Here is a 25,357-nt window from a genome sequence, read left to right on the forward strand (position 1 = left end):
ACGGCAAAGTTGAGCACCTCCGTCACCTGCCCCTGCGCGTCGCGGATGGGCTCGAAGGTAGTGCGGTAGTAGCGGCGCTGGGGCTCGCCGGTGCCGGCAAAGTCGGCCCAGGCTTCGGTTTCGGCCTCGTAGAAGGGCTCGCCCGTCTCGTATACCCGGTCAAACAGCTCGTAAAAGCCTTGGCCTTCAATATCAGGAATGACCTCGCGGATGGTGCGGCCTAGGGTAGTACGGGCCGGAAACAGCCGCTCATATTCGGCGTTCACCAGGTCGTAGATATGCTCGGGGCCGCGCAGCAGGGCAATGTTGGCCGGCATGCGCATCAGCACCTGAGTCAGGCGCTGGCGCTCGGCTTCGGCCTCGTCGCGGGCCGCTTCGAGCTGCTGGTTGAGCTGCTCGACCTGCTGGCGGGCGCGCACCTGCTCGCTCACGTCGTACGTAAAGTCCATCACGCCATCAATGTGGCCCCCCACATCGCGCAACGGGTGCAGGGAGATGTTGAGAAAGACCTGCACCAGCTGCCCGTTGCCGTGAAAGTCGAACCAGCCTTCCATTTCGCGCAGGTAGACCGGCTCGCCGGTCCGGTACACCTGGTCAAACAAGGCCACGATCCCCAGCTCGACGGCCTCCGGGGTCCCCTCGCGAAATGGCCGACCGAGAAAGGAGCGGTGCGGAAACAGGCTCTGATAGGTGGGATTAACAAACTGGTAGATGTGGTCCGGGCCCTGATAGACGGCAATGTAGGCGGGCATCTGCGTGAGCACCTCGCGGAAGCGGTGGCGCTGCTGCACGGCCACGGCGTGGGCCGCTTGCTCGGCGGCCTGGCTCTCGCGCAGCTGCCGCTCGGCCAGGCGGCGGGCGGTAATGTCTTGTACGGATTGAATGATGCACTGCACCTGCCCCTGAGCATTGAGCACGGGCGTATGGCGCGGCTGCCAGTGGCGCTCGATGAACCGGCCGGGCCGGGTGCGGTCGGGCACGTCGTAGTGCTGCGGGGCCATCGCGTGCGGCTGCTTGGTGGCCAGCACCGTTTCCAGCGAGGCGCGCACGTTCGCGACGGCATTGGCCTCGGGCGTTTCGGGGTTGTCGGGGAAGGCGTCGAAGATGTGCTGCCCGACAATGGTAGTCCGCTCCGTAAGAGTGGCGGCCAAGTAGTCGTCGCTGGCGCCTAGGATCACCCAGTCCGGGGAGAGCAGCAGCGTGGCGCCGGGCTGGGCGTTGAAGACGGGCAGCAAGTCGAGCGGAGGCAGGGTCATCGAGGATAGCGGTAGGGTCGGGATAACAATACGAAGGTCGAGGATAGGTAGCGAAGGCTCGTTCGACTTTTGTACTAAACTTTTAACCAAAGCTAAGGATGAAAATGCGTGGCAGCCGAGCGTATAACATTTATTGAACGCACGTTTACTAAACGTTATAAGGCCTATCTTGTGGGTCGTTTCTTCCCTACTGCCTCTGCTCGCATGTCGGCACCCACTATCCGTTACGTTCCCTACTATAGAGTCTCCACCCTGAAGCAAGGCCAGTCCGGTCTAGGCCTGGAAGCCCAGCAGGCCGCCGTGCACGCCTTCGTCACCGATCCTGCGAATCTGCTGCCCGCCTACGTGGAAGTCGAGAGCGGTAAGAAGAACCAACGTCCCCAGCTGCTCGCCGCCATCGCCGAGGCCCGCCGGGTGGGGGCCACGCTGCTCATCGCCAAGCTTGACCGGCTCTCCCGTAACGCGGGCTTCATCTTCGCCCTGCGGGATAGTGGGGTGGAGTTTCAGTGCTGCGACATGCCCGACGCGAATACGTTGACCGTGGGCCTGTTTGCCGTCCTGGCCCAGCACGAGCGCGAAACCATCAGCAAACGGACGAAGGATGCGCTGCAGGCCAAGAAGGCCCGCGGCGCCGTGCTCGGCACACCGGCCAACCTCACGAGGGCCGTCATTGAGCATAGCCGGGCGATCCGCACGCAGAACGCGCAGCAGCACCAAGCCAACCGGCAGGCGGCGCGACTGGCCTCGCTGCTCTCCGCGCAGGGGCATACCTTGCAGCAGATTGCCCAGGAGCTCAACGAAGCCGGCTACCGTACTCGCCGGGGGAAGGCATTCTTCCCCATGTCCGTGCAGCGCTTGCTCAAACGGGTGAAGGCTGCTGACTCCCTATTCAGCTCTTCTTTCCCTACTATAGCGCGGGAGAAACTTTTGCAGTCTATTATTTTTGTTCCTAGTTGATTCTTCTTTTTACTTTTTGGTATGTTTCCTCCCACCAATCGGCTGTATTTCGAAAATGCAGCAGGTCGCGTTGAAGAAGACCATGGCGGCTTCGTGCGGCTAACCTATACAGCGGGGCAGCGAGCGCCCGGCACGTGGCACGGGTTACTACAACACACTAAACATTTACTTACCCGGCAGGGCCACGGCCGGCTGCTCGTGGATCAACGTTCCATGCGCGCCTTTTCGCTGGAGGAACAACGCTGGCTCTTAGAGCACTGCTCCCCCAGGCGATTATAGAAGGTGGCTACCGCTACGGCGCGGTGGTGCAGGCCCATGATGTATTTGCCCGCCTGGCCATGGACACCATCCGCTCACAAGTCCAAGGTCTGCAACTAACCTACCGGTACTTCCCCGAGGAAGCGGCTGCCATTGCTTGGTTACGTGTGCAAGCGACTACCGCACGCACGTAAAGCAACGAGTTGCTGGCAGTTCGCACAACTAGCTAGATAATCCATAGGGGATTCCCTTTGCGCAGCCTTTCGCAGAGTTGCTGGTAACGGCTCCGCTCCCGTTTCTCAAACAAGTTTGTAACACGGAGTTCTCTGCTAGCAACAATACTACAATACTAGCTGATCGGGGCTGGTATTAGGTGGTTACTGACTACCTCAATAAGAAAGGCACTTCCAGAATTTGAAGTCTTGTACTACTGGCTGCGTGGCGGTAACGGTCACGACATGCTGATTCGCGACTTGCTCGGCCAGTACTACTACGTAGGTGTCGGCTGGTGGCGCAGCGCGGAATTTGCCCGCTTTGACAGGGTAATGTAAGCTCGCTTGTTTGAGTTGCTCGAAGCTACCGTTGCCTAATTGATCCAGGGCTTGCTTGCGGATGAAGTACACCTCTCCCGTATACATGTTGTACTTGCGCCCTGCTTCGTCTATGGCCGGCATGCAATCGCCTGCACCATAGACGATCTGACCACGAATGCTGATCGTAGGCGTTACCTCTTCCTCGGTCGAGTTGTCATCCTGTGTGCAACTCTGTAGCAATAGAGAACTGAAAGCAAGTAGCGTAAGAAGTGATTTCATAGAAAGCGCACTAAGTGGGTAGAAGACGTAACAGCAGGATACCCGAGTAGAGTAGAAGGTTGCAGAGCTTGGCATTGATCAGCGAAAAATCGACTGCTCAGGAGTTTCTCCGTTTACAATTCCGGCAAGTCAATGTACACGGCATACTCCTCCATCTCCTCTGTTCGGACAAACGTGCGGCAGTGGTACAGGTGGTTGGCATCCGGATCATAGTACACCTCGGCAAAGAAGCTGCCCATGTGGTAGAGGTTCACCGTGTCCTCTTCCTCAAAGCGCGTGACGGAATAGCCAGTATGCTATCAGCTTATTAGGTGGATATCCCTAGGCGAGATACTTGGTTGCAGAGAATAGCATTACACTCCTGAAACCAGCTAGACATGCCGCGAAAAAACTCGACCGAGCTTGCCGCATTGGAGTCAAACACCTGCGTGTCTTGTCCAGGATAAGTTGCAACAATCACAATATGACTGCCCCGTTGTTGATCAAAATCCACCCACCAGCCTACTTGTCTGGCGCCGTAGAAGGCAATGTAAAACAGGTATTGTAGGTTCGAACGCACTCTAGGAATTGCCATGTATCCTAAAAATAGTATAGCAAACGAGTAAAAGGCAAGCTCAGCAAACACTTAATGTTATAAACAAAACGGCCCGACCAACCGGCCGGGGCGCTTTATTGCTGGGCATTTTGGCTACCCAGCCAACCCAAAGAACCACAACAGCAGCCGCACCAGCCCGCATAACGCTAGCACGAATAGTGTTTTCTGCCACAGCGTAGGTTCGTTGGGGTCTTCGTAGCTGGAGGGGTTGTAGCGGGCCATGCCCTAGAATAGCAAACGCCCGGCCAAGTGGTCAGGCGTTTGTGTTGCAATAGAGTGGGGCGTGTACGTCTCTATAGTCGAAGAAGCAGGTTGTTACCCTGGTATACAGTAGTGTTTTTTTGAGCAGCTTATTCGTTGCGCTCAGCTGGTGAGCCTACTGCCGGCCACGCTGCCACTACCCACCCACGTCGCTAGAGCCTGCTGTACAAACACCGTACAAGCAAGTGTTCCCTTTCATACCTAACCACGTAGTTGCACAGTTGTACAATTGCGCAACTGTGTAATTGCGTAGTTAGGCAACTGCGCAACTATGTAATTATATAACTGTGTAGTTATACAACTGTATAGTCATATAGTTAAATTGATGTTCTGATACCTTGATGTTCTTATGTTCTGATAGTTGAATAATCAACTATACTGGCAGCTATTACATCTGGCTTTGATCTTTCACTGCACAGTCGTCTACTTGTCTTTTTCCGCCCTGATCAACTCCTGTTAGGCAGGGCTTGATCCTACTTTGGATAGGGGGCAGCAAGCCATGTCTTTGTAGCTACAAACCGGCGGTTTGCAGCCACGAATACTTCCCGTTCAAATTGCACGCAAGCTGGTGACCGTAAGCAGATAGCTAGCCGACGAAGCTATCGTGTTTTCTCTTTGCTGGTAGAGGAGAATGGGTTGGCTGGCAACCGGAAGACAACGCAAACGCCCCCTCAAAAGAGCGGAGGCGTTTGTTCTTATAAGGCTGGTAAGTCGATACACACTGCGTACTGCTCTAACTCTTCTTTGCCCACAAAGGTGCGGCAGTCATATAAGTGGTTGACTTCCGGATCATAGTACACCTCCACAAAGAAGCTGCCCAGGTAGTAGAGGTTAATAACGTGCGCGTTGTCAACGCGTTGCAGCAAGTATGTGCCGTGTCCCATCACCATGCCCAGACGGCGATGCAAGGAGTACTGGTCGAAGGTAGCGCGGGATGGAATAGCCATAGAAGCAAGACAAGATACGCAGTACTGAGTGGCCTTTTACAAACCGCATGTCATGGCCTATGTCACCCGTGCGCACAGGATGGCGGCGCACGTATCGAACCACTGCTTTACGTCCTGCCATGTGTCTAAGGTGCTGTGATCAGTTGAAGTGAACAGCATGAGTTCGTGCCCTAAATACGTAGCGCAGACTACCCACTGCTCATCACTTCTCCGCTCTAGATCAGCCCGCCATCCTGCGCGGCAGGCCTGGGCAAAGGCGAGCTCAAATAGGGACCGGATCTGCGTTTGTTCGAAAGATGACATGCTAACTTCCGCTTCCAGGGTTGAAGGGTTGAAATAGTAACGTACACCAACGGTAGACAAGCACGACCAGAAAAGATGCTATAGCATAAAGGGCCTTAACCGTATGACTAGGGCGATCCTGGCAAAGCCACTACAACGCTCATCTTGGCCGGTCTTTTCTGTTAGTTTTGAGGCCTGATTCTGTTCGTATGCCGACGTCTATTCAACCCGTGTACTTCGAGAATGCAGTGGGACGCATCACCGAGGACGCAGCCGGTTACGCGCTGATCCGCTACCATGCCGTCAAGCGGGAGCCTGCCGAACTGCGGGCCCTGCTCACCCACCTGGGCAACTTGCTGCTGCGGCGCAACTGGCAGTGCATCTTAGCGGATATGCGGACCATGGAACCGCTGTCCACCCCGGAGAAGATCCTCCTGATGGAAGAATGGTACGGGGGCCACATCCCGCGGCCCGAGCGCCTGTGCACGGCCTATGTGCTGGCAGATAATGCGTTGACACGTTTAGCCATCTACGAACTCCAACAGGAAGCGCGCAAGCACCATCGCTCCGACGCGTTCACAAGCTTGGAAGAAGCGCACGCGTACTTGCTTACCTGTACGCAGCCGTAACGAGAAGCAGTCGCCTAATAAGGCAAACGCCCCCACGGGGAAGTGGAGGCGTTCGGGAATTGTTGCAAGAAAGAAAGGTCGTGGTATTCTGCTAAGACGAAAACAGGCAAAAAAGGTTACCAGCTATATATAGCCGGACGCTATCCGATTAGGATGTACGACCTAACAATCGTAGACGAGTGTTTAACACATGCGTGGTATTCGCACCCCTTGCTACGATCTTCTCGACAATCCCATCATCTGAGATGTTGACGTTGAAGCCGGGCATTTTCTTAATGGCCTTAATCATCTGTTGATTGCCTTGTTCAATGGTAGTCGTCAGCTTATCCAAATTGACGACTGGCGCAGCAGCTTGCTGCATGGCTGCCGCGCCACGGGCAAAGGAGTGATTAATCACCTCGGGTAGTTGATATTGCACCGTCGTAGCGCGCAGAATTTCGCGCGTCCGTTCAGCCGTGTGTACAACGTCATTCTGGTGCAGGTACGTAATGCCGCGCTTCGAAGCTAATCGCATCCCCTTACCCGGCGATTCAATCAATTCTGGACCGCGTTCGGCTACCTCAGCATATTCTGCGGGGCCACCACGGCGGCCTTTGAAGTATTGGGGCAGCGGTTGGGACAACACTACCGCGGCCTGCGCAATGCCCTGGGCAACGACCAACGCGCTCAGAATACCGGCGGAAATGCCAAAGTCGGCGTACCGCGTGCCCCCGCCCGTGCTGAGCACGGATGCCACGCCCGCCGCCGTGTTCAACGCAATGGAAAAGAGCGCCTGTCTGCGTTCCTGCGCTGCGGCCTCCCGTCGCAACTTCTTGACCCGCTCGTCATAGTCCTGCTCAATCTTCAACCGGAGCTCCGCGTTGTCGCCGGCCGCGTCCACCTCCCGCTGCTTGGCGGCCTCGGTGTTAGCCAGTTCGGCCTGCGTGCGATTGGCCTGAATCTGGAAATACGCACTGCTGATCGAGTCGATCTGCTGAGCCACTAGTTCCGTAATGGCCTGTCGCTTTTCGCTCTGCTCCCGGGCCTGCTCCAACTCCTGCTCGTTGTAGCGCTGGCGCAGCTGCTGTTTGCGCTCCAGTACGTCCCGGGTCTCCCCGAATTCCCGCTCCAACGCTGCAATGGCTTCCTGCTCCTGTTGGTTCGCTAGGTCGCGTACTTGCTGCTGATAGTGTTTCTCTGATACCAGCCGCTTGCCGCGCAGCGTCTCCAAGGTAAGGGAGGTGCGGGCGTAACCCGCCGCCACCTCGTCGGTGTACTTCTGCGCGTCGAAGGGTTTGGCCCCTTTCAAAGTCTGGGCCAGGGCCGCTTGTTCTTCTTCGTTGATGCGCTTGAGAGCAAACAAGTCGCCTTTCGCGGCCCGACGCTTGGTTTCCGATTCGAGCTCCACAAGTTCCAGCCGGCGGGCCATCGCGTCATAGGCCGCTTGTTGCCGCACCTGGTAGCCCGCGTTCTCGTTCTGGATGATGCGGTCCAGAGCCTCTATTTCCTGGTTAATCAGCAGCTTGTCGATCTCGGCGAAGGCATCCAGGGTAGCGTTACGCAGCGCAATTTCATCCTTACTGAGTTTACTTCCAATACTTTTGACCTGCTGCGCGTACTTCTCAGCCAGCCGGATGCGCTCCGTACCGGCAGCAGCTTCCCCGTTGAGCTTGTCTTTGTTAGCCTGCACGGCCAGGCGCACGCCTTCCACCTGTTCCAACTTGGCCAACTCCAGCCGGGCCTGGGCCGCTTTGCGGAGCGCTTCGGTGCGCAGGGCTTCCGTATTGGCCGGATTCTCTGCTTGTCGGTCCAAGTCCGCAATGCGTGTTTCCAGGCGTTGCTTGGCGAGATCGTATTCAGCCTTCGTTACATCAGCCACGGACTTTGCCTTTTCTTTGTCCTTGTTGATGCTATCGCCCGCGTTTTTGTCTGCCTCCTTGCTGTTTTTGACTTGTTGATCTCCCAACAAGCGGGCGGCATCGGCTGCGTTGAACCCAGCTGCCTCTAGTTTTTGCAGAATCAAGGCACGGCGCTCCTCAATCGCACTCAACGCCCGCGTACCCAGCGTCAGCTTGCGCTGCGCTTCGTCATAGGCATCAATGGCTTTAAAGTCGTAGCCCCGCACGGTTTGCCCCTTCGCCTGCGCCTCAATCTGCAACGCGCTGAGCTGCTGGGCGCGTGCGACAGTGAGGCCCACGGCCGCTAGGTTCTGCTTGCGTAATTCCAACGTGGTGCTCAGGTCCGCATTCAGTGCTTTCTGCCCCTTGGCGTCCCGGTTGGCCTGATCTAGTTGTAACGCCAACGTGGAGGCATTCTGGTTTGCCAACAGCAGCCGCTGCTTGATGGCGTCGCGCACGGCATCCGCATTGAGTTCAAACGCGCCGGTTTCCTGATTGAGCTTCCCAATATTCTCGCCCAGTGCATCGCGCAGCCGCAGCGTAATACGTTGTAATTCCTGTTTTTGCTCCAAGGTAGGCTGCTGCCCCTTACTCTGCAATAGTTGGTGCTGACCCGTGAGGCGTTCATACTCCCGTTCCAGTTCGCGCGCCGAGTTCGCAACCCGCAGGTTGGCGGCAACCTGATCCCCCGACAATTGAATAGCGCGTAGCTTGCTCTGCTGTAGCTTGTCGCCCTGCAATGCGGCAATGGTTGTATTAACACCGTCAATCAGTCCTTTAAAGAACTGGCCGATGCTACCATCGGTCACTAAGTTGGTGATGCTATTCTTGAGCCGATTCCACGAGCCGGCCAAGTTATCGTTCTTGATAGCGGCTTCCGCTGCCACGGAAGTACCCTTCTGCAGCTGCTCGCTGGCCGTGGCTTGGCGCTCGGCAAAGAGCTGCGTGTTTTGTGCCAGGGCTAGAATGGTGTTCTTGGCTTCTCCACTTTGCAGCTTCAGCGTGCCCAGTAGCGCGTTTACTTTCGTGGTGGAAGTACCCCCGGCGTTCAACCCTTTCAAAAACAGCTGGATGGCGGCGTTGAAATCGGTGTTGACCAGCCGGGTGAACTCTTTGAGCGTCAACGTGGAGTCGCCCAGTTGCGCAATCTTGAAGGAAGCCTCCGTCTTACCGGCAATGGTCGAGAACAAGCGGTTTAACGAAGTGCCCGCCCGTTCCGCTGAACTCCCCGACTCCTCCAGCACGGCCGCGTAGGCCAGCACGTTCTTCAGGCCAACGCCGTACGCGGCGGAGGTTTGTCCCACGCGCAAGGCCACATCCGTCAGGAAAGGGGCCGTAGCCGCGCCTTGTGCCCCAATCTCGTTGACGGCCGACCCAATCGCGAGGAGGTTGGTGGAAATATCCGGCCCCAGGTCTTTCTTGAAGACGTTGGCAATCTTACCTAGTTCCGTGGCGATCTGTTCGGCGCCTCCGCTGAAATCATCGCCCAGCGCTTGTACCGCAATATCCACGGCGGAGGTAAAGTCCGCGATATCTTGCTTGGCAATACCCAACTGTCCGCCTACTTTGGCAATGTCCAGTAGCCCCTGTAGGCTAGTGCGCGTGCTCAGCGCTTTTAGTGAATCAACCAGCCGGTCGGCCTCATCCGCCGTCAGCCCCGTGGTCTTGCGTACGTCGGCGAGCTGATCGCTGAATTCCACATTCCCCTCAAAGACCTGCTGCACGGCCCGCGCAATGGCTTGCAAGGAGAAGTAAGCCGCACTAAGGGTTAAGACGTAATCTTTTAGCTTTTTACCGGCTTGGTCGACAAAGCCATTGCTCTGTTGCAGTCCAACGCCGTAAGTGCGGAGCTGGCCGTTCACATCGTCTAGGGCCTTATCGGTTTGCTTGATCTCCTTCTGCAATTGCTGCTGTTGCTCAGCTGACAGCCCGGTTGCCTGTGCTTGGGTACGCAAGGCCGCTGACGCCCCTAGTAGCGATCGTTGCTCTTTCTCCAACGCAGCGACGGCCTCCAGGATCCCCTCCGCGTACGCCCCGACAGACCGGTAGGACTGGCCCAGCGCTTTATCGGCCGCTTTAAGTTGGGTATCGAGTTGGCTGATACGGGTGTTGAGCTCGACGACCCGCGGGTTGGTCTGATCGAAGCCCTTCCCAGCACTGTCGAGTCCCCCACCCAACGCCCGTAGTTCGGCGCGCAGGGAGGCCAGTTCAGCGGAAGTAGCGTTGTAACTACCCTTGGCGTTGGTGAACTCGGAAGCGACCCCGCGGGTGGCTTTGGCTAACTGGTCACTATCCTGTTTGAGGGCCTGAATGCTGAGCGCCGCTTTGCGCAGCCCCTCGAAGTTGCCGGTATCGTAGGCTTGCTTGAGGGCCGCCCGCTGCTCTCTGAGCTCTTTGGTGTAGACGCTGGTGGTATCAGCCAGGGCTTTCTGGGCCGCGACATTCCCGCGTTCCTGCTCGCGCAGGCCAGCTTTGGCGGCCCGGAGCGCTTCCACCTGCTGCAAGAGGTCGTAGAGCTGCTTCTTCTCTGGCTCACTCGTCAGGTTCAGCCCGCTGGTGGTGTTGCCGATCGTGCGGACAGTGGCCATGATCTTGCCCAGACCCGCTTCGATGCGTCGCCCATCCTCTTCCAGGCTTTTGCTCAGCAGAGTAACGGCGGCTTTCAGATTGCGCACGGACTTGGCCGCTTCCGTAACGCCCTGCTGGCCGGTAATATACTTGGAGAGGTCTAGTTCCGACATATGCTAACACACTGTTTAGTAGCATAAAGATACAATTTACTTAAATCATTACTTTAATTAAGAGGCATAAATAATTATTAGTCAATGTAGTAATTAGTATTAGCTGGTAGCAGAAGTGCATTAGAGAATGTACTTCTTCGGAGTTTGCTTTTCATGCAGCCACAGTCGGACGTTAATCATCAGCTTTACTCTCTTTATCCACGCTTTCTGAATGCTATGCTCAGTTGGCCAAGGAATCCGCTCACCGTCTGCCAGTTCTTTGATTTCGTCCACCAGCATATGCTCCCGTATCTCATGTGCTATCCGGTATCGCATTCGAAACGATTCATCCTGCTCCAGCCAGCGAAATACACTTCTGGCAGCTGGCATCCCGGGCATTTTCTCTATTTGCCGTAGCGATTTGCCTTCTATCAGATGATTGCAAATAGCCGCACCTAATTCAGGGGTATAAAAAACACGTTTTGGCGGTTGGTTATCCATACAAGTTGGTTTTTGAAACTGGAAGCATTCAGTGGAGCAGTGGCTGTCAAACGGCAAAAAAAGCAGGGCAGATGTTGACAAATGTTAACATTTGAGTCGGCGTAAGCTACTGAAAGCAGATGGCTGTCTCCACCTCATTGGACACTTTGGACACCATTAAAAAAGCGGTGCTTCCAACCGATCGAATGCTAACAAATGCTAACATCCGATCCGAAACACATTGTTGAAAAGGCGTGGCTACCTCAGCTATAATGAGACACTTCGGACACAGTTAAAAAGGGAGCGTGCTTGAGAGGCGGCGCACAACGTGGACACCGTTAGAAAGCGGTGCTTTCTGGAAGAAATGATGACAAAAGCTAACATTGTTGCGCGTAGATGTTGCCTTCCTCTCGGATTCTGGGCAGCTATGTCAGCACTCACGCGTGCATGTGCGCGCGGAACGTTCGGGAGAGTGGTGAGCTGAGTGGATGAGCTTGCGGGTACCTCAATCTCAGTATAATGAGGAAGGCAAACCTGTCAAGACCATACATTTTGCCCTTACCGACCTCACAAAACCTCACATTCGGAAGCTTAGAGCGTTACCAAGCATTGGGTGACGAATGCATACACGGGTAGTTCTGCTGGCTTCTGTACCCCAACGCCCTGTAGCCGATCACATAGTTGCTGTAGTACCTGTTCTCGTAGCTCCTGCGCCGCTTCGGCAAATTCAGCTCCCCATGGGGCGGGAGTAAGTAAATCCACCAGCGCTTCATGTAGCTGCTGAGGGCTTTGCACTGGCAGCGTTTCTCCAGTTAAGTGCCGAGCGCATTCAGCCAGCATGCGCCGCTGCCTTTGTTGGTAGATCTGAACATCCGTTGCCATCTGCTGACACACGTTTGGGAAGGCCGTAGCCAACTCGTTTATCAGGCGCTCACTGCTACTGGCAGTTTCCGCCTGGAGTACGTGCGGTGGTATTCCTGTCGTCCGTAGGAGCGACAGGAAATCATACCGATCAGCCTCGTCTAACAAAAGCAGGCGCATATCATCCAGGGTTTGTACCAGGGTGGTGAAAGCTAATTCACTTGGGGAAACTATCTCTGGGCGCACCAGTTCCGCGTGCTGCACGTCTCCTGGAAGTTGTAGTTTGAGCTCAACCAACGCACGACGCTGCTTGCTTTCCGCAGTAGCAGTCTCGATGGGGGTCGGAGGCGGTAGCGTGCGGGGAATGAACTCTACAGCGGTGCGTTCCCAGTAGTTACGAAAGACAACCAGATGCTTGATGGGTAACTCCCAAATGCCGTTGTAAAGGCCGAGAGTGTATCCACTGTTATGGCGAAGCGTGTACATAAGAATGCTGTGTTAGCTTGCTTGAGGTGCTTGCTTCTTCCGGGTCGGCTTCTCTTTCTCACCGTCCGCAGTAGCAGCAAGCTCCGCTAATGGTGTTAACAGCAACTGCTGGAAACGTACGCTCTGCGTGTTCTCGCCACCTTCTGCGACAAACTCTTTGTGCGTGTCTACGATATCCGCTGCCAGCTGCCGCAAGCGGCTATGGAGGGCATTATTGAGGGCCATCGCTACCTCCCGGCCAACAGACGGATCAACTACCTGTGTGATCGTTTTTGATTCACTACAGATCGTAATTTCAAACGGCCCTTCCGCAAAGGCATGGAAGAGAGCCTTGTAGTCGGTGCACGCCTTGGCATACAGTTCTTGTAGCATCGCGATGCGTTTGGGATAGTGGTCGGACTCGAAAGGAGTAGAGTCCTTTTTCAGTAGGCGGGAGAGTTCTTGCGTGAAGTGTGGCATAGCGTACAGTCGTTAAGTTGCTTTGAGTAAATGGCTAGGTGCCAAGTCGAAGGGGGAATACTGCTCTTTGGCAAAGCTTCGAAGCACCGGTATGCTAGAGCAAGTCCAAGATTTGCTGTAAGTCGCCCCGTTGTTCGGCCAGGGTCTTGATCTGTTGCAAGTCGCCTGCGTAGGTTTCGGCAAACAGCGCTTCCTCGGCGGCTTCCAGCACGGCCCGGTTGCCCTGCCGGCGTAGCTCCCGCTGGGTCATGGGACGTAGGCCGCCTTCCTCGTCGTGGCAGAGAAACGTACCGTCTTGTCCGCTAACGCTTCGTTCGGCCCGCTCGGCGGCCACGTCGGGTAGGAGTTCGATAAAGCGCAGCAAGGCCGGGCTCAGGGTCAGGCAGCTGATATTACCTCCCCCGTGCAGGTAGCCCAGCATGTCGGTGTAGGGGTCGTAGGGGAGCTCCGGCGTTTCCGGGTCTTCGGTAAACTCGTAGCCATCTTCCTCATAGCCCTCCGGGATGGTGCCAATCAGACCGTGCTGGCAGGCGGCTTCGATGTGCGCTAGGCTGTCGCAGTGGTCTTCGATCTCGGCTTGTAGGATGGTGGCCTGGCCGACGGTCTTCGTGTAGTGGTCAAAGGTTTCAGGCGTAAACTCGTACTGCTCGGCGCGCAGCAAACGGGTGAGGAAGTAGTGCATGCGCACGTGCAAGTGCGTGTTCACGGTTTCAAAATGCTGAATCTTGCTCATGGAAGTCGTCTTAAGGGATGATAGAGTTCGTTAGGTGTTGGGGCGCACAACGTCCAGCATCAGGCGCAGTAGGCCCAGTAGGGCGCGGTACTCAGCGGCAGTATCTGAGGGCAAGCGCTCGTAGAGTTGGGCCGCGCCAACGCCCAGCGTAAGGATGCTGGTGAAGGTGTCGGCTAGGCGAGCATTCTCGATGTCTTCGTTGAGTTCGTCTTCGATCTGATCAGCCAAGGAGAGCGGTTGCATCTCCCCATTTTCTCCTTGCTGGTACACGGTGAGTTCCGTATTGCCTGGGGAGCGGCCCAGCATCTTGCGCAGGCTCACGTCGGTTTGCGTGGCCACGGCCTGGGTATAGGCGGCAAAATCTTCCGGACCACTGGTACCGATGTACTCCCCCCGGGTCTCGTGGCCGTGGAAGAAAGCGCCCAGTTCGTGGTGCAGGGTGTAGTAGGTCAAACTCGCCGGATCGTCCTTGTAGACGGCCTGCCACTGCGGATTACCTTCCTCGTCGAGTTCACCGGTTTCCTGCCAATCGTCGTCCTCGTCACTGCCGTATTTTTCCAGGCTGGCCAGGCGGTTCTCAATGGCGTAGCGTTGTAAGTCACCCTGGTAGGTGGTGAAAAAGTCTTCCAGCAGGGCGACTGCTCCCACGACGCTACGGTGGATACCCCGCAGGGCATTGCCCAGCACGGTGAGCTCGTAGAAGACCTTGGCTTGCCGGGCCATGGAGTGTTTGGAGGTGGGCTTGCGTTTGTCAGTTTCGAACGCCTCCCGGCACTCCCGCATGGTTTCACGGGGCGTGAAGACAATTTCGATGGTCGACAGGCCTTGTTGATAGCGGTTGAAGAGCTGGGCCAGCGGGTCGTCGGCTTTTATGGGACGCAGGATATCGTAGAACATGGTAGTCGAAAAGGTAGAAGGTTAGAAAAAGCACACGTCGCGCAGCTGCTCCAATTGGGTGAGGAGCTCGCGGAAGTCGTCGCTCGTTTTACAGGTGTGGTAGTGGGTGGCGGTTTTCTGCGCCTCGTCTAGCACCAGGTGGAAGTACTGGACAATGGACTCGTTGCGTAGGTCTTCGCTGAGTTCTCGTTCTACCTCCTCGCCCAGTGATTCAGGGATCATCTGCCCTTCGTCATTGGGGTGGTAGAGGGGTAATTCTTTGCCCGTGAAGTCGCGTAGCATTTTGAGCGGGTTGAACGAAGTGGCGCGAGCGACAACATCGGAGAAGTAGGCAAAGTCCCCGGCCTTGCTCGTACCAATGCGCTCGCCCATCGTGTCGGGGGCGGCGAAGTGCTGGGCCAGGTCACGGTGCAGGCTGTAGCGCTCTAGACTCTGCTCGTCGTCTTTGTAGGTGACTTTCCATTCGGGTTCTCCTTCCTCGTCCAGGGTGCCGGTTTCTTCCCAGTCCGATTCGTCGTTGCTGCCGAACTCGTCGAGGACTTTCAGGCGGGTCTCGATGGCGTAGCGCTTTAGATCACCCTCGTACTCGGCAAAGAACTTGGTCAAGGCGTCCAGGGCCCAGTGGATGTGTTTATGGAGGTCGGTGAGGGAGTTGTCCAGCACGCACAGCTGGTAGAGGCGGGGAGGAGCCCACTGCAACCGCTGCTCGGCTTCTTCGGTAGGCGACAGACCGGCGGCGGAGTTGAGTAGCTGCCGGAATTCATGCATGCTCTCGCGGGGCAGCACGGTTTGTTCGTATAGGAACAAGGGCTTCATGTAGGCGTTCAGCAGCAGGGCGAGGTTATCGTCGGCGTCGAAACGCTGAAGGATATGGTAGCGCATAGGGTAGATTAAAAGAAGTGGGAGAGGGGGTGCACCGTCTTGATGCAGCCTTGTGGGGAAGTAGTCCACAGGTGTGGACTACTTCAGGGGTTAGTAAGCGTCGTTGTTGGCTTTCCCCTGAGCTTCGGCCTTGCGGGCCTGCCGGTTGTGTTCGCGCACGAACGTGTCGTAGTCGGGGTATTCCAGTAAGGGAGCAGGGGAGGCCGAGAAAGACTTGCGCAGTCCGTCGAACTGTAGGAGCTGGTTGAGCATCTTGCCCGAGCCCCGTTTGTTGTAGTACTTGATGTGGGCCAGATGACTGGCGTACTGGATGTTTTCCGGCGTAGAGCGCACCGCGTCGATGATGTTGGCGAAGCTGATGGAGAAGTCGGAGTTGTCGAGGATCTTTTCTGAGCCCCGCACGAAGGGTCTTGCGTCGCGGGTGTGGGCGGCACAGGCTTTGGTGGTGTGGCAGATCAGCATGATGAATAGGTTGTAGCGCTTGGCTAGCTCTTTCAATTCCAGCGTGATCAGGTTGAAGCGCTCGGTCTCGTCCTTGGCTTTCCCACCCATCACGGACAGTCCATCGATGGCGAGGATGTCCAGCGAGCCGTACAGGCGGATGGTATTCTGGATGTCGCGCTCGTAGTCCTGGGTGGTCTTGCCGCCGACGCTAGTGAGGATCAGTTGATCGTTGATCGTCTGCGAGCCCAGTCGGAGCATCTCCCGGGTATCATCCTTATTCTCACGGGCGTAGCGCTGCAAGCGTTTGCTGGCCGCCAGTCCCTCCTCGGGCTCGAAGTACATGTCCAGGAAGCGGTTCACCGTCTCCGGCTTGCCCATTTCCATCGACGAGTACAGTACCCGTTGCCCGTAGCCGAGCACGTTATGGGTAATCACATTCTGCAGGAAATAACTCTTGCGCGTACCGCCCGAACCGATGAACACCGCCAGCTTGCCTTTCAGGTTGTGCTCCTGGTCTTCGTCGATTTCCGGGAGTAGACACGTCATGGGGGAGGGAGCCTGCGTGTAGTACTCCAGCCACTCCTCGGTCCAATCACTCCAGATTTCCACCTTGTCGGTGGCCGCGGGCTGGGTGCCCAGTACCGAAGCTTTTGCTTGGGCCTTACCCTGCTGGGTGCGCTTGAAAGCGGATTTAACCAACGTTCTCACCTCGTCGTTGGGCAGGGGTACCCCACTGGCGTCGTTGATCAGGCTCACGAGTTGCAGCACGTGGGTTTCGTACAGGTCGGAATGGTCGAAGAGGTGACAGGCCTGCTTGAATAACTCGTTGTTGCGGTTGCCCGTCTGGGGAGGAGCGAAGAAGTCCCGGTCGATCGTACTACCCTTGCCGGTGGTGCTCTTGGTGAACGCCGCTACGTCGAAGGTGCGGGCGTACTCCCACAGGGCCGCGAGTTCAGGGATGGCCACCTGAGCCGTGAGCTTGGTTTCGGGCTTGTAGTCGGTGCGGGGCTGTGCGGCCAACGCCTCGATTTCTGTGAGGGGCAGGTTGAAGAGCTCTTCGCTGGTGAGGCCCACCTTGTAGCGGCCGCTTTTCTTGTTCAGGGAGTTGATCACTCGGAACAGGCGGTTGGGGTTGTAAATACCCAGGTCGGCGTCGGCGAAGTTGCCACCCGCTTTTTTCGCCTCGACGTGCCGGGCCTGCATTTCATCCAGCGTCAGGTCGTGGCACTCGGCGAGCAAACGGGCCGCCAAGACCTGGATTTGTTGGGGCAGTTGGGGAGAAGGAGCAAACCCACCGAACAGGCTCTGGTGAAAGCCGATGTGAACCCCTTTGCTGCCCGAAAAAGAGAGATAAACTTGCTTGGGTGAGAGTTGAAACCGCTGGTGCAAACGCCGGAGCAAGTCACGGGCGGACTCCAGCACGCCCCACAAGTCGCCATTGCGGTCCAGATCGAAGTACAGGAACTCACAGAAGTAACTCCCGGCAAAGCCCGAGACCGTATGGTTGAGTTGCAGGTGCTCGTAGATCGAGTTGTCGAACCCGAACAGGGAGAGGTAGAATTCCTCACTGGTGGGGGTCAGGGCAATCTCGGCGCGGGGCTTGACAGTCCCCCGGTTGGTGAGGCTGCCGCGCACAATTTCGTAGTTCAAGACAGTAGGGGTAGAGGTGAAAGAAGAGACAAGGCCAGGAAGGGCCGTTTTCTTACTGCTGCCGGCGTTTGAGCCAGCTTTGGGCAGTCAGATTCGCCGAGTCGTACTGCGTGGTCAGCTTGGGCTTGTTTTGCATATCCCGCAGCACGTCGGCTACGGCCTCGGGCGAATACCGGCGGGTAAGGGCTGCCAACTGACGGGGACGCAGGGGTTCGGCCATCTGGAAGAGCTTGGGCAACGGGTTGTGCTGCTCCCAGGCTACGAACCGGTCCCAGACCGCACGGTCCTCCTCGCTCAGGGCTGCTACCTCCTCGGCGTAGCGCTCGGCCAGCGGCAGGAGAGGATTGGCCGGAGAAGCCCGCGCCGGGGACGCCCGGCCCGCGGCCCGGCTTTTCTTGCCTGTCTTGCCAGGGGGCGGCGGTTCATCGCCTTCCAGGGGTTCTTTCCCCGGTGGTGATTGCCCGGCAAGCGAAGCAGCTTCTTGCCCACTCGCACCCGCACTGACAGCGTTAGCTGTCTTTCTTTTTGTTTTGTTTAGTTTAGTTTTATGTAGTAGCGGGGTCTCAGGGGGTAAAAGGGGTGGGGAAAGGGTAGGCGAAAGGGGTGGCATAAGGGGGGTGTTTTTCTTATCCCTTTCCTCATCTTCATCCGGATCGATCAAGTAGTATTGCGTGGTCCAGCCGCGTCCATCCCCATTCTTAAACTCAATCAGGCCGGCTTGCTTCAAGCGGTTGCGGGCCGTGGTGAACGGGTCCTTGGTCTTCAGTCGCAGCTTCATCAGTAATTCGTCTACTGAGAAGTTGAAGGGATTCTTCCACCCTAACGCGTTGCAGCGCTCCAGTAATCTGAAGTACACGGCGATGTCATTGGGGGTGAAGGAATGCTCCAGATCCTTGGCCCAGAACTGATTGATCAGGGAGATGTAATTCATGGGGCCGACGCTTAGGCGGCCTGTTTCTCCGTTGAGGGATGCAGGGGCGAAGATTCCGCCGGCGCAGCCAGTAGCTCCGACACCGCCCACTGCTGCTCGCTGGCATCCAAGCCGCATTCATTGATGCCGGCTTCCACGTACACCCGCTGCTGCAAGATGCGGTGCTCGTAGCGGCTGAGCTCGCCTTCCAGGTACGTTATGATGGGCCGCAAGGCATCGGAGAGGGTCTTCTCGCCCACAAACACGTGCACGTGCTGCGTCTGCGTGCGAATGGTTAGCTCCGCCGTATCATCCTGTATGGCGTTCCATAAGGCGCGCACGATCTGTTGTTTGGCCGCGTATAGGGTTTGTGCCTCGGCCAGTTGCTCGCGGGAAGTAGGGAAGTCGTGGCTGTTAAAGCCCTCCTGCCGCTGATGTTGGAGTAAGGCAGAGGCCGAGAAGTTGGGAGATGGCTGACTTTTCATTTTCTTTGTAGTCAAGAGGTTAGTTGTTTGTGATGGGCACCCCGGCCGGGGTACCTGTAGGGCAGAGAGGAGCGCGAGTTCGAATCCCATCCTCTCTGCCTAAGCGGCCTGTTGCGCCTCCGGCGCCAGCGTGCGCACTGCCCGGCCCTGCTCGTCGATGGGCGTCAATAGCAGCGTGAGGAGCTTGACGAGCTCCGGCGACTCGCCTTCCCGCGCCAGGCTTTCGTGTTCGAGGATGATGCGCTGCTGCAAGTCGTGGAGTTGGTCGCCGAGCATCTCGCTCAATAGCAGCGCCAGCGCCGGGCTTACCTTGCCTTGCACGGGCACGGTCAAGGTTTGCGTGCGGCTGCGTAGCGTTACTTCCAGGATGCCTTCGGCTTCCGCCTGCCATACACTGTCGTAATCTGCTAGCAGGGCCGTGTATGCCTTTTGCAAACGGGCGAGCAGCCGGGGATAGAAGTTGGCGTCGAACGCATCGGCGTTGGTGTCGACGTGCTGGAATTGTTGCAGGATGGTTTGCATGATTCTTGTGGAGGATAAAAGTGGTGATTGATGGAAGGTGGGTGCCCGAATGCGGGGTGCCCATTTTCTTTGGTGGTTGCTGAGAAGGGGGGATTCGAACCTTGCCTTAGCTGGCCGGGGGCAGGTGATTTCCCTGTTTGTGCTGCACAATCAGACGGGCTACCGACTGGGCGGCGCGGGCACACTCCAAGGCGCAGGCTTTGTTGCCCCGTACCTTTTTCTGCTCGATGCTCTCCGCGGCCAGGATCTCTGCCAGGTGCAGGACCACAAGCTCTTTCTCGCTCATGTGCTCGCGGGTATTGGCTTTCTCAGACAGCTGCTTGCGCTGGCGGATATGGGACGCTTCCCCACCCCACAGGGGCTTGTAGGTCGCGTTGGTGCACAGACGAAATCCATTGGGCGTTTTCACCCCGTGGTGGGACAACACCGACACCAACCGACTGCGGGAGGCTTTGCCCATGAACCGGGCTTGAATCTGGCTTTCCGTAAACCCACGTCGGCGGTAGGCCGCTTCCGCCCGGTCCAGGATCTTGTCGGGGTCTCTCTCCTCAGCCTGCCGCTCGAAGAAGACTTGGTTGACGGCCAAGTGCAGTTCGGGAGAAAGCCACTTGGCGTAGGACAGCGCCAGCGTCTGCTGAGCGTAGGTGCCGCCGTGGCGCCCAGCCTGGGAAGCGACGAATTCTAATTGCCCCATTTTTGGGGTAATTAAACTCTGCGCCATGTCCAATAGGTCCACGGTGGATTCACGGGCCAGCCACTCGGTGGGCTTCTTCTTGCGGGGCCGGCCGGCAGCCTTCCACAAATCGGTCAGGCTCACGCGCTCGGCTTCGTCCCGGCGGATGATCACGCCGTTGAACGCGAAGGGGATGGGGGCCGCACTCATGGCTAGGCAGCGAGTTTGGCTAAGTCCTGGGCCGCATCCAGCGCGCCGCATTCGCGGGCGATGCGTAGGGCTTCAATCACGACTGCATTCCCGGGCTTGCATTTTTTGATTGCAGCGCTGACCGCTTGTTTCTTAATGCCGAGTCGCTCGGCAATCTTTTGCTGAGACCCACGAGGTAGTAGATCAGCTAATGTGAGGGGTTCTTTGACATCCATGGTCGCTTGACTTTTCGTGGAAAGAGTTTACTTTGCCGCGTATTTCACTGTCTTTCATTGACAAGTCAAATATAGTCAAACGATAAAATATAAGTCAAGTCATTGATTTGATTTATTTTACAATCAATCGATTTTCTTTCCGAAAGTCAAATTAATCAATGATAGGTACCACAGCCTCCTTAATAAAATCCTTCCGCATACAAGCTGCTCTTACACAAGAGCAGCTAGGAAATAAAGTTGGAGTAACTAAGGCATCTATTTCTGCCTACGAAAAAGGGAAAGCACAACCTTCTGATCATGTGCTTTCACTGTTAGCAAAGGAGTTTGATTTATCAATTGATTCTCTCCGTGGAGGTATACTGGGAGATACACGTTATAACACCGCTCCCCTATTAAGAAAGGTTGTCCCATTTGGAACAGTTGAATTGACTTTCATCTCTGTGCCAGCTCGCGCCACTTTCGCTGAAGTAGGAGCATCAAAAGCTGACTTTGATCAATTTGGTACTATTGCGGTACCTATAATGCCTGGAGAGTCGCCAGAACAGCTAGAAAAGTGTGTCGTATTCGAAGTTAATGGTGACTCCATGGAACCTACGTTGAACCACGGCCAAAGAATCGTTGCTGAGCCTGTGAATGAAGCAGACTGGGAGTACCAATCTGATAGAGTATTCGTAGTAAGCTACGCCGGCTACTTAGTTATTAAGCGTATAAAGACAAACCTCCTCCGCCAGAAGTCATATCTAGAACTATGGTCTGATAATGAGAAGAAAGGTGGTGTAAAGACTGCACAACGTAGTGAAATACGTGGAATATGGAAAGTGCTTCGATTAGATCGAGCTCCTGATATTTATTAACGCCACTTACTCCTCCAAATTTCTTTCATACAGACAGGAAGTAATCAAGATCATGTCCAGTAAACGTTTAAATAGCTTACCATTATTTCCTGAATTTCAGCAGAAGAAACGCCAGCTAATAAATAAAAAAAATAATTTAAATAGCAGGGTTCTACTACATACTTGCGTCCCGCCACATGCTGTTGTTGATTTATTCTGTGGAGTAGGTGGATTAACACATGGTTTACAAACAGAAGGTCTTAATGTAGTAGCAGGGCTAGATTTTGACAATACTTGTAAGCATGCATTTGAGGCTAATAACAAAGCTAATTTCCTTCATCGTGACATCACGGAAGTTACGGCAGATGATATTAGATGTTTATATCCTGAGGGGAAAATCAAAATTCTTGTTGGGTGCGCGCCATGTCAACCGTTTTCACGTGTACCAGGTGAACGTGAAGATAAGGATGAGAAGTGGCGGCTTCTTTATTCCTTCGCGAATTTAATTAGTGAAGTTCGTCCTGAAATAGTATCGATGGAGAACGTGACTTTATTAGCTAGTTATGAGAAGGGAAAGGTTTTAAATGACTTTATCGATACGTTAGAATCTTTAGGTTATCATGTCAGCACATATAGAGTAAATGCTGCTAATTACGGCGTCCCTCAACGACGTTATAGGCTAGTTTTGTTTGCTTCCCTAATAGGTAAGGTCGATTTGATCAATCCTACTCATCAAAAAGGCAGTTACGTAACAGTGCATGATGCAATAGGAAAGTTACCTCATATAACAGCCGGGCAGATTCATGAGCTTGATAAGCTACATAGATCTAGGTCTTTAACAGAAATCAATCAGAGAAGAATAGAGGCTACTCCTATGGGAGGAGATTGGACTCATTGGCCATCAGAATTACTAACAGGATTGACTTGCCGTGAAACGACTTCTGGCAAACGTTTTACAAGTGCCTATGGAAGAATGTCATGGAATGATGTTGCTCCAACATTAACAACCCATTGTACAGGCCTAAGCAACGGACGATATGGTCACCCAGCTCAGCATCGGGCTATATCTATTAGAGAGGCTGCTCTATTACAATCCTTCCCACTCAATTATCAATTCTTACCGAGTGAGACTGAGATTCAAATGAGTACATCTGCACTTACGAGACATATAGGTAATGCTGTTCCACCTGCTTTAGGAAGCGCTGTTGCTAAAAGTATTATCCAGCATCTTAATTTTTATTCAAAATAATGGGAGGCAAGTTAAAGTGGCGTTTTGACGTAAGCACATTCAAACTACTGGGACGGGGTCTAATAACTGACAGAATAACTGCTATATATGAGTTGGTAAAAAATTGTTATGATGCCAACTCAACTAAAGTTGAATTACAGTTTTCGAATGTTAGCTCTAGGTCTTCAAAAAGCCGGATTGTCATTAGAGATAATGGCTTAGGCATGACCTTAAATGATATCAAGGATAAGTGGCTTGTGGTTGGCACTGCTAGCAAAAGAAAGGATAAATTATCTCCTTCTCCTTTTAAGAGACGATATATAGGGGAAAAAGGTGTTGGTCGTTTCGCCACAGATAAACTAGGGCAACACCTATGTATAAAAACAAAGAAAAAATCAGATAAAAAAATATTAAAAGTAACTATTAACTGGAAAGAATATGAGAGGATATCCTTACAGCAGCAAGTAATGTTCACAGATTTAGAAAATGAATATGAGTATATTGAAAACGATGATACTTTTGAAGATGAGCAAGGCACAGAACTCATTATTACTATGCTTCATGAAGCTTGGGATACTGAAATGCTTTTACGTTTATATAATCAATTAAAAAGAATTATACCTCCGGTTCATAAATTAAATCCTCCTTTTGACATATTTATTACCGCATCTAATGCTGGATTAAAGGATAAAAAGATTATTGCTGAGCCTATCGAGTCTATGGCCACAATACATGCTAATATACCTTTTGATTACAATGAGCAAAAACAAGGATATCTGTATTTCAATGAGATCAGTCAGGATTTTGAGATAAGGTATAGAGATATTGAATCCTTTGGACCTATAAACCTAGATTTATATTTTTTCAATCAAGAAGATCAAAGAGCTTTTAAAGCTAAATATAAAGACACAGAGAACTATATTGAGGGAGCTAAAATATATCGTGATGGGGTTATTTGCACTCCATTTGCAGAGTATGAAACAGTTTTAGATAAGCGAAGAGATATTTTAGGCATTGATAAACGCAGATGGCAAGATGCCTTTAACAGGTTAAGCACAAGGGAATTTATTGGAATTATAAATATTACAAAAGATAGAAACCCACAGATTATTGATGCTACAAATAGACAAGACTTTGTTGACAATGAGGCATATAGAAGACTTAAAGAGTTTATAATTGAACAGTTAGATGTTTTTGTTAATTATAAAGTTAAAAAGAGATCTGAAAATAAGATACGCGTTCAAAATAATTTAAAGCGAGCATCTGCAGATGTGAAAGACATAAGTACGAATTTGGCTCAGATTGTGAGAGCAAGACCAGAGTTAAAAGAGGTACTAGCTCCTACAATTGCTAAAGCAAGACAAGTTACTGATATAGTAAAGGAGGGGGTCAAAGACCAACAAGAGACTGAACAAGAGTTTCTTCGAAAAGAAGCACTGTACTTAAGCTTAATGTCCCTACAAGATTTTGCTGGGGAATTAGCTCATGGTATTCGTTTTGCATTAACTCCGATAAAGCACGCTTCCGAATTTTTTATTGATACTTTCCCGAATCCGAATTACAATACTCTATACACTAAATACAGCAAGGTTATTTTTGACCAAAGTGAAAAAATTAGTTCTTTAATAGATTTTATGTTGAGCTATGCACAAGTTGATGTAGAGGATACTACTTTCTCTATAAAGGATTTAATAACTTCTGTATTATCAGAAGCATATGCTCTAAAATTCGAACAGGAAAACATACATGTTGACATTAATATTAGCTCAAATATTCAGTTAACTGGAAAGAAAAAACTATTAGAAGATGTATTAACTAATTTATCTTCTAATTCAATTAAAGCACTTAAAAAAACCAGTGATAAACACATATTGTGCGAAAGCTACGTTGACAGCAAAAGCGTTTATATTTTGTTTTCTGATAATGGACACGGTGTCAATGATAAAATTAAAAACAGTATGTTTGATATGTTTTCGACTACAACTGCTGAAGAAGGTGGCGCTGGTTTAGGCTTATTTATCGCTAAGACACGAATGTCTGCACTAAATGGAAGTATAGAATTAACTAACAGTGTATACTCACCTATTGGCGCAACTTTCAAACTTACACTTCCACTTAAAAAATAATTTGTATGCTAACTAAAATAAAGCCAGAATTGGTAATTATTGATGATAACATTACTGAAGCTTATCCGCTTGTAGATCGACTGAAGATGATCTATGATGCAGACAACATACATATATTTCCAACAACGAAAGAAGGAATAGAATATATAGAAAATAATATATCTAAAAGAATTATCGTCTTGCTAGACATTATGTTCGGCAGCATTGCTGAGGGGCTTAATGTTTTTGATGCTATCACAGAAAAAAGCCTTTTGATTTGCTTTATAATCATGACTGGCAGCATCAATAATATTAGCAAGGAAGATTTAGTTAAACTTATAAATAGACATGCTTGGTATATTGTACAAAGAGATAAACCAGCACAATATATTCTAGATATTATAAAAAAAGCTGATGCTCACATATCGTCACGTGTCGATAGTGCTCTTGAAGAATGGGTGTTGCGTCACTCGAGAGAAGAGCAAATCAGACCCTTTATAAAATCACGTAATGGGGAATCATATTCGCTTCTAGATATCCTTGATTCCGTTAGAAAGGGAGGTGACGACAATATCGGCCAGGAAATGATCTCTAACATATTAGCTGTTGCTATTGATATTTTAGCACGCGATAAATCACGAATTGGTAATAAATAGAATGCTTAATATAATAATAGTGTCTGATGATTGT

The 25,357-nt window shown here is 52.9% G+C and carries 24 protein-coding genes; 6 read left to right on the forward strand and 18 right to left on the reverse strand.

Annotation, left to right across the window (positions count from 1 at the left end; translation table 11 throughout):
- A partial coding sequence (locus KYK14_RS09790; RefSeq protein ID WP_219158680.1) for a PAS domain-containing protein occupies positions 1-1,256 on the reverse strand: 1,256 nt, incomplete at its 3' end.
- Between the two features lie 171 nt (positions 1,257-1,427).
- On the opposite strand from KYK14_RS09790, the gene KYK14_RS09795 reads away from it, so the two are divergent.
- The gene (locus KYK14_RS09795; protein WP_425514674.1) at positions 1,428-2,213 is read left to right on the forward strand and encodes a recombinase family protein; all 786 of its coding nucleotides are present in this window, start codon (positions 1,428-1,430) and stop codon (positions 2,211-2,213) included.
- 647 nt (positions 2,214-2,860) lie between these two features.
- Here KYK14_RS09795 and KYK14_RS09800 read toward each other — a convergent pair.
- The 4 genes from KYK14_RS09800 to KYK14_RS09805 all read right to left on the reverse strand — a co-directional run bounded on the left by KYK14_RS09800 (position 2,861) and on the right by KYK14_RS09805 (position 5,086).
- On the reverse strand, positions 2,861-3,283 hold the full coding sequence (locus KYK14_RS09800) for a hypothetical protein (protein WP_219158681.1): 423 nt from the start codon (positions 3,281-3,283) through the stop codon (positions 2,861-2,863).
- Positions 3,284-3,396: 113 nt separating this feature from the next.
- Positions 3,397-3,522, reverse strand: a complete 126-nt coding sequence (locus KYK14_RS22325; RefSeq protein ID WP_281421326.1) for a hypothetical protein — start codon at positions 3,520-3,522, stop codon at positions 3,397-3,399.
- 449 nt (positions 3,523-3,971) lie between these two features.
- Positions 3,972-4,100 carry a hypothetical protein gene (locus KYK14_RS22330; RefSeq protein WP_281421327.1) on the reverse strand — a complete coding sequence of 43 codons (129 nt, stop codon included), beginning with the start codon at positions 4,098-4,100 and terminating at the stop codon, positions 3,972-3,974.
- A gap of 734 nt (positions 4,101-4,834) precedes the next feature.
- On the reverse strand, positions 4,835-5,086 hold the full coding sequence (locus tag KYK14_RS09805; RefSeq protein WP_219158682.1) for a hypothetical protein: 252 nt from the start codon (positions 5,084-5,086) through the stop codon (positions 4,835-4,837).
- Positions 5,087-5,598: 512 nt separating this feature from the next.
- Here KYK14_RS09805 and KYK14_RS09810 point away from each other — a divergent pair.
- Positions 5,599-5,997 (forward strand): hypothetical protein, encoded by a 399-nt coding sequence (locus KYK14_RS09810; RefSeq protein WP_219158683.1) that lies wholly within the window; start codon positions 5,599-5,601, stop codon positions 5,995-5,997.
- 148 nt (positions 5,998-6,145) lie between these two features.
- Here the strand turns inward: KYK14_RS09810 and KYK14_RS09815 are convergent, their stop codons facing one another.
- The 13 genes from KYK14_RS09815 to KYK14_RS09875 all read right to left on the reverse strand — a co-directional run bounded on the left by KYK14_RS09815 (position 6,146) and on the right by KYK14_RS09875 (position 20,501).
- A complete protein-coding gene (locus KYK14_RS09815) occupies positions 6,146-10,615 on the reverse strand; it encodes a phage tail tape measure protein (protein ID WP_219158684.1) in 4,470 nt (1,489 codons plus the stop codon).
- Positions 10,616-10,735: 120 nt separating this feature from the next.
- Positions 10,736-11,176 carry a terminase small subunit-like protein gene (locus KYK14_RS09820; protein WP_219158685.1) on the reverse strand — a complete coding sequence of 147 codons (441 nt, stop codon included), beginning with the start codon at positions 11,174-11,176 and terminating at the stop codon, positions 10,736-10,738.
- Between the two features lie 489 nt (positions 11,177-11,665).
- On the reverse strand, positions 11,666-12,421 hold the full coding sequence (locus tag KYK14_RS09825; protein WP_219158686.1) for a hypothetical protein: 756 nt from the start codon (positions 12,419-12,421) through the stop codon (positions 11,666-11,668).
- Between the two features lie 12 nt (positions 12,422-12,433).
- Entirely contained in the window at positions 12,434-12,880 is a 447-nt protein-coding gene (locus KYK14_RS09830; RefSeq protein WP_219158687.1) for a hypothetical protein, read from the reverse strand.
- Between the two features lie 94 nt (positions 12,881-12,974).
- The gene (locus KYK14_RS09835) at positions 12,975-13,613 is read right to left on the reverse strand and encodes a hypothetical protein (RefSeq protein ID WP_219158688.1); all 639 of its coding nucleotides are present in this window, start codon (positions 13,611-13,613) and stop codon (positions 12,975-12,977) included.
- A gap of 30 nt (positions 13,614-13,643) precedes the next feature.
- Positions 13,644-14,510, reverse strand: a complete 867-nt coding sequence (locus tag KYK14_RS09840) for a hypothetical protein (protein WP_219158689.1) — start codon at positions 14,508-14,510, stop codon at positions 13,644-13,646.
- Positions 14,511-14,531: 21 nt separating this feature from the next.
- Positions 14,532-15,392 (reverse strand): hypothetical protein, encoded by an 861-nt coding sequence (locus tag KYK14_RS09845; protein ID WP_219158690.1) that lies wholly within the window; start codon positions 15,390-15,392, stop codon positions 14,532-14,534.
- Between the two features lie 90 nt (positions 15,393-15,482).
- The gene (locus KYK14_RS09850) at positions 15,483-17,486 is read right to left on the reverse strand and encodes a primase C-terminal domain-containing protein (RefSeq protein WP_219158691.1); all 2,004 of its coding nucleotides are present in this window, start codon (positions 17,484-17,486) and stop codon (positions 15,483-15,485) included.
- 52 nt (positions 17,487-17,538) lie between these two features.
- Complete coding sequence (locus KYK14_RS09855) at positions 17,539-18,417, reverse strand: hypothetical protein (RefSeq protein ID WP_219158692.1); 879 nt, start codon at positions 18,415-18,417, stop codon at positions 17,539-17,541.
- 11 nt (positions 18,418-18,428) lie between these two features.
- A complete protein-coding gene (locus KYK14_RS09860) occupies positions 18,429-18,896 on the reverse strand; it encodes a hypothetical protein (protein WP_219158693.1) in 468 nt (155 codons plus the stop codon).
- An 84-nt stretch (positions 18,897-18,980) separates the two neighbouring features.
- Positions 18,981-19,403 carry a hypothetical protein gene (locus KYK14_RS09865; RefSeq protein ID WP_219158694.1) on the reverse strand — a complete coding sequence of 141 codons (423 nt, stop codon included), beginning with the start codon at positions 19,401-19,403 and terminating at the stop codon, positions 18,981-18,983.
- 106 nt (positions 19,404-19,509) lie between these two features.
- The gene (locus KYK14_RS09870; protein ID WP_219158695.1) at positions 19,510-20,286 is read right to left on the reverse strand and encodes a KilA-N domain-containing protein; all 777 of its coding nucleotides are present in this window, start codon (positions 20,284-20,286) and stop codon (positions 19,510-19,512) included.
- A 2-nt stretch (positions 20,287-20,288) separates the two neighbouring features.
- A complete protein-coding gene (locus KYK14_RS09875; RefSeq protein ID WP_219158696.1) occupies positions 20,289-20,501 on the reverse strand; it encodes a hypothetical protein in 213 nt (70 codons plus the stop codon).
- Positions 20,502-20,659: 158 nt separating this feature from the next.
- Between KYK14_RS09875 and KYK14_RS09880 the strand changes: the two genes are divergently transcribed.
- Genes KYK14_RS09880 through KYK14_RS09895 form a run of 4 tightly spaced genes read left to right on the forward strand, consistent with a single transcriptional unit; the run spans position 20,660 to position 25,323 of the window.
- Positions 20,660-21,355 (forward strand): LexA family transcriptional regulator, encoded by a 696-nt coding sequence (locus tag KYK14_RS09880; RefSeq protein WP_219158697.1) that lies wholly within the window; start codon positions 20,660-20,662, stop codon positions 21,353-21,355.
- Between the two features lie 52 nt (positions 21,356-21,407).
- Complete coding sequence (locus KYK14_RS09885; RefSeq protein ID WP_219158698.1) at positions 21,408-22,583, forward strand: DNA cytosine methyltransferase; 1,176 nt, start codon at positions 21,408-21,410, stop codon at positions 22,581-22,583.
- A complete protein-coding gene (locus tag KYK14_RS09890) occupies positions 22,583-24,688 on the forward strand; it encodes a sensor histidine kinase (RefSeq protein ID WP_219158699.1) in 2,106 nt (701 codons plus the stop codon). The genes KYK14_RS09885 and KYK14_RS09890 overlap by 1 nt, the downstream gene beginning before the upstream one ends.
- A 5-nt stretch (positions 24,689-24,693) precedes the next feature.
- Positions 24,694-25,323, forward strand: coding sequence for a hypothetical protein (locus KYK14_RS09895; protein ID WP_219158700.1), 630 nt, complete (start codon positions 24,694-24,696; stop codon positions 25,321-25,323).
- Positions 25,324-25,357: the final 34 nt, after the last annotated feature.

It is taken from the genome of Hymenobacter profundi, from assembly GCF_019334315.1.
Lineage (GTDB): Bacteria > Bacteroidota > Bacteroidia > Cytophagales > Hymenobacteraceae > Hymenobacter > Hymenobacter profundi.

What these genes read in the sequence shown, in the direction of transcription:
- KYK14_RS09800 (WP_219158681.1), bottom strand. Translation starts at nt 3,283, where the DNA reads ATGAAATCACTTCTTACGCTACTTGCTTTCAGTTCTCTATTGCTACAG.
- KYK14_RS22325 (WP_281421326.1), bottom strand. Translation starts at nt 3,522, where the DNA reads ATGGGCAGCTTCTTTGCCGAGGTGTACTATGATCCGGATGCCAACCAC.
- KYK14_RS22330 (WP_281421327.1), bottom strand. Translation starts at nt 4,100, where the DNA reads ATGGCCCGCTACAACCCCTCCAGCTACGAAGACCCCAACGAACCTACG.
- KYK14_RS09805 (WP_219158682.1), bottom strand. Translation starts at nt 5,086, where the DNA reads ATGGCTATTCCATCCCGCGCTACCTTCGACCAGTACTCCTTGCATCGC.
- KYK14_RS09815 (WP_219158684.1), bottom strand. Translation starts at nt 10,615, where the DNA reads ATGTCGGAACTAGACCTCTCCAAGTATATTACCGGCCAGCAGGGCGTT.
- KYK14_RS09825 (WP_219158686.1), bottom strand. Translation starts at nt 12,421, where the DNA reads ATGTACACGCTTCGCCATAACAGTGGATACACTCTCGGCCTTTACAAC.
- KYK14_RS09830 (WP_219158687.1), bottom strand. Translation starts at nt 12,880, where the DNA reads ATGCCACACTTCACGCAAGAACTCTCCCGCCTACTGAAAAAGGACTCT.
- KYK14_RS09835 (WP_219158688.1), bottom strand. Translation starts at nt 13,613, where the DNA reads ATGAGCAAGATTCAGCATTTTGAAACCGTGAACACGCACTTGCACGTG.
- KYK14_RS09840 (WP_219158689.1), bottom strand. Translation starts at nt 14,510, where the DNA reads ATGTTCTACGATATCCTGCGTCCCATAAAAGCCGACGACCCGCTGGCC.
- KYK14_RS09845 (WP_219158690.1), bottom strand. Translation starts at nt 15,392, where the DNA reads ATGCGCTACCATATCCTTCAGCGTTTCGACGCCGACGATAACCTCGCC.
- KYK14_RS09855 (WP_219158692.1), bottom strand. Translation starts at nt 18,417, where the DNA reads ATGAATTACATCTCCCTGATCAATCAGTTCTGGGCCAAGGATCTGGAG.
- KYK14_RS09865 (WP_219158694.1), bottom strand. Translation starts at nt 19,403, where the DNA reads ATGCAAACCATCCTGCAACAATTCCAGCACGTCGACACCAACGCCGAT.
- KYK14_RS09870 (WP_219158695.1), bottom strand. Translation starts at nt 20,286, where the DNA reads ATGAGTGCGGCCCCCATCCCCTTCGCGTTCAACGGCGTGATCATCCGC.
- KYK14_RS09875 (WP_219158696.1), bottom strand. Translation starts at nt 20,501, where the DNA reads ATGGATGTCAAAGAACCCCTCACATTAGCTGATCTACTACCTCGTGGG.
- KYK14_RS09880 (WP_219158697.1), top strand. Translation starts at nt 20,660, where the DNA reads ATGATAGGTACCACAGCCTCCTTAATAAAATCCTTCCGCATACAAGCT.
- KYK14_RS09885 (WP_219158698.1), top strand. Translation starts at nt 21,408, where the DNA reads ATGTCCAGTAAACGTTTAAATAGCTTACCATTATTTCCTGAATTTCAG.
- KYK14_RS09890 (WP_219158699.1), top strand. Translation starts at nt 22,583, where the DNA reads ATGGGAGGCAAGTTAAAGTGGCGTTTTGACGTAAGCACATTCAAACTA.
- KYK14_RS09895 (WP_219158700.1), top strand. Translation starts at nt 24,694, where the DNA reads ATGCTAACTAAAATAAAGCCAGAATTGGTAATTATTGATGATAACATT.